This window comes from Thermostichus sp. OS-CIW-26 (genome assembly GCF_054058395.1).
In genome coordinates, this window is the sequence record NZ_JBSSAG010000066.1 from 1 (window position 1) to 3,439 (window position 3,439).

3 protein-coding genes are annotated in these 3,439 nt (G+C 60.0%); 1 reads left to right on the forward strand and 2 read right to left on the reverse strand.

The genetic code is table 11. From position 1 onward, the window contains the following. A partial coding sequence (locus ACVW0C_RS14185) for an RNA-guided endonuclease InsQ/TnpB family protein (RefSeq protein WP_457386039.1) occupies nt 1-516 on the forward strand: 516 nt, incomplete at its 5' end. Nucleotides 517-734: 218 nt separating this feature from the next. Here the strand turns inward: ACVW0C_RS14185 and purD are convergent. Both purD and ACVW0C_RS14195 read right to left on the reverse strand, forming a co-directional pair. Then, nucleotides 735-2,030 (reverse strand): phosphoribosylamine--glycine ligase, encoded by a 1,296-nt coding sequence (gene purD, locus ACVW0C_RS14190; RefSeq protein WP_457386041.1) that lies wholly within the window; start codon nt 2,028-2,030, stop codon nt 735-737. A gap of 80 nt (nt 2,031-2,110) precedes the next feature. Continuing rightward, the gene (locus tag ACVW0C_RS14195) at nt 2,111-3,301 is read right to left on the reverse strand and encodes a glycosyltransferase (protein WP_457386042.1); all 1,191 of its coding nucleotides are present in this window, start codon (nt 3,299-3,301) and stop codon (nt 2,111-2,113) included. Nucleotides 3,302-3,439 lie beyond the last annotated feature (138 nt).

Genomic DNA, 3,439 nt, shown 5'->3' on the forward strand with positions numbered 1-3,439 from the left:
AGAGAACTGTTGCAACGGCTGTCTGGCAAGGAAAGACGCTTTCAAACGTGGGTCAATCATCGCATCTCCAAAGCTATTGTCTCCAGGGCAAAAGCTACCAACAGCGCTATTGCTCTGGAAGACCTGACAGGGATCCGGAAAAGAGTCAATCAACAGCCACGCAGTAAAGCCGAGCGGCGTAGGACCAACAGTTGGGCGTTCTACCAACTACGTCAGTTTCTGGAGTACAAGGCGAGGGCTGCAGGGGTTTCTCTGGTTCTTGTTCCGCCTGCCTACACGTCGCAGACCTGCCACAAGTGTTTACACATCCATCCCGACCCTGCGCAATCCTACCGCAGTGGAAAGAAGTTTAAGTGTGGACACTGTGGATGGGAAGGGGATGCGGATTTGAATGGTGCAAACGTAATTGCGCTCTTGGGGGCTGCTGTAAACCAGCCTAGAGGTTCGTGGTTGGCTTGCCAACTGCAGGGCTACCGAAAGCTCGCCCTGTACTGCGAAGCAGTCAGGGTCGGGTAGTTTACCTCAGCAATATCCGTGCCTAGTCAAAGCAGAGGGCTATTGTTAAGGAATCTAAAGTAAAGTTGAGCTTTTGATATCACTGTTGCCGTCTTGTTACCGAAAGCGCTATCGTCTAAGCATCAAAGCTTTTTTCAAAGCTGCTTTATGGGCCCTGGAGGAGCGACCCCTCTGGGGCTTCTTCCATCCGGCTGCAGCTGAGAGGGCAAGGGATGGCTTTATGGGGTAGGGATCACTCCTCGGCGGACGGCAGGCCCCAGGGCGTGGCTGCCGATGTCAGAACGGTAGTAGGCCTTGGGAAACTGCACTTGCTCCACAGCTGCGTAGGCTTGGCGCAGGGCCTCGGATAGGGTTGCCCCTTGGCCGGTAAGACAGAGAACGCGCCCGCCATCGCTCAGGAGCTGCTTGCCTGCCTGGCGGGTACCCGCATGAAACACCAACGCCCCCGTGGTGGCAGCTGCATCCAAGCCGGAGATGGGGATCCCTCGCTCGTAGGCATCGGGATAGCCTGGGGCTGCCATCACCACGCAGGCGGCATAGCCGGGTTTCCATTTGAGCTGGATTTGGGCCAGCCGTCCTTCTATACAGGCCAGCAGCACCTCGTCCAAAGGGTTTTCCAGCAAGGGCAGGATGACCTGAGCTTCGGGATCCCCAAAGCGGCAGTTGTACTCCAACACGTAGGGATCCCCACTGGGCGTGATCATCAAACCGGCATAGATCACCCCCTGGTAGCGGATGCCCCGCCGTTGCAAAGCCTCCAGGGTGGGATCCAGGATCTGGGTTTGGATGCGGGCCAACCCTTCTGGAGTGATCAGGTGATCCGCAGGGGCATGAGCTCCCATACCACCGGTGTTGGGGCCAGTATCGCCCTCGCCAAGGCGCTTGTAGTCCTGGGCAGGTGGCAGCGGCACACAGATCTGGCCATCGGTTAGAGCCAAAACCGACACCTCCTGGCCGGGGATAAACTCCTCGATCAGCACCTGATCGCCCGGCTTGGCCAGGGCAGCTTCTAGAGCTTGCACCGCTTCTTCCCGGTTTTGGGCAACGGTTACCCCCTTGCCGGCAGCCAGTCCGTCTTTTTTGATGACCACTGGGAAACTCTGGGAGTCGAGATAGGCCACAGCGGCAGATAGCTCAGCAAAGCCGGTAGCGCGAGCAGTCGGGATCCCCGCCTCTTGCATCAATTGCTTAGCCCAGAGTTTGCTTCCTTCCAGTTGGGCAGCGGCGCGGCTAGGCCCGAAAATGGGCAACCCTCCTGCCTGGAAGGCGTCCACGATCCCCTGCACCAAGGGCAGCTCTGGCCCTACCACCGTCAGGCGGATCCCTTGTACGGTGGCAAACCGCACCAGGCCTTCAATGTCGGTGGCCGCCAAAGCCACGGATTGACAGCGGGGCATCTGCTGCATGCCGCCGTTGCCGGGGGCACAGTAGACCCGAGTAACCTGGGGAGACTGCAACAGCTTCCAGGCCAGGGCGTGTTCTCGTCCCCCCGATCCGATGACCAGAGCCTGCATAGTGTGTTATTCCACCGTTTCTAAACCCAGCTTGCCTGTCTCCCGAACATCCCCCATTAGACCATGTTCTTGCCCCGTTTCTAGGGTGTTGGCACACTGTGGACGGCGAGAGAACGGCCCCGCCAAGTCCAGTTGCGGCCGGTGGTGGTGCGGATGGCCGAAGCCAAGATGATGGCCGCTGTCGCCCAACCCCCCACTGCCGTTAGCCACCAGTAGCGCAGGGGCAGATGCGCCCAATGCCGGAGCAAGAGCCGGATGGCCAATTGGGCCAGGATCCCTGCCAAGCTGGCCAACAGCACCTCCAGGGATCCCGTAGCCCCAGCCAGGATCACCCCCAACCAGGGCAAGCTGCAGATCCCCAAGACCGTACCCATTGCCAACACCGCCAAGGCCCAGTTGCGCTCCAGGCCCAGGAACCAGTTTTTGGTCCACCCTTCCCAAAGGGCAGCCCCGTTGGCATACATGCGGCTGCGCACCCGCGGCCCTCCCAGGCAAATCCGCAGGCCCAACCCCTGGGCTTTGATCCGTTGCCCCAGGGCCACATCCTCGATCACCACATCGGCCACTCCGGCGTGCCCGCCAACTTGCTCGTAGGCAGAGCGCCGAAACAGCATGAAAGGGCCAAAGGCAAAGGCTTTGGGGTTGTCGGGATCGTTCACGGCGGCAAAGTTGTAACCCACCGCCAGGATGGTCATCATGATGGGTTGCACCAGCCACTCCGCCAGGCAACCGCACACCAATTGCGGCCCTACACTCACCAAGCCGCTGCCGCTTGCCAGCAAATGTCCTAAGGCCGCTTCAATGGCACCGGATCCCAGCCGCACGTCGCAATCCAGAAACAGCAAGTAGTCGGCTTCTACGCGGGCGACGGCTTGGGCACAGGCCCAGTTTTTGCCCACCCACCTTTGGCCTTTGGGACGGGGATCCCCCTTGAGCAGGTGTAGGCGCGGATCTTGCCGTTCGGCAGCCAGGGCTTGGGCCAGCTCCCAGGTGGCATCCGTGGATTCATCGTCCACCAACCACACCTGTAAAGGGGCAGAGGTGCTGTCCAGAATGCTGCTCAGGCAGCCCACCACGTTCTCGGCCTCGTTGTAGGCGGGCACGATCACCGCCAGCCGCTCCATCCCGGCCGCGATTTCCCCTGCCTGTTCCGCCGGGGGATCCCTCAGCCAGGGGGAAGCCCGCAACGCTCGCCTCAGTTGCAGAGCCACCAGGGCAATCGCCAAAGCTGTTAAGGACAATACCCCCGTTAGGATTTCTCGGATCCCCACTCCTGCTTCCCTCGTTGTTTAGATGTGCTCAGTTTAGATGTGCTCAGCTAGAAATCGCAGGAGCCCCGCACTGTACCCGTAGGGTCAGTGCCGGGAGGAATGCGCTTTGATGAAGTACAATTGAAGTACAATGAACTT

What these genes read in the sequence shown, in the direction of transcription:
- purD (WP_457386041.1), bottom strand. Translation starts at nt 2,030, where the DNA reads ATGCAGGCTCTGGTCATCGGATCGGGGGGACGAGAACACGCCCTGGCC.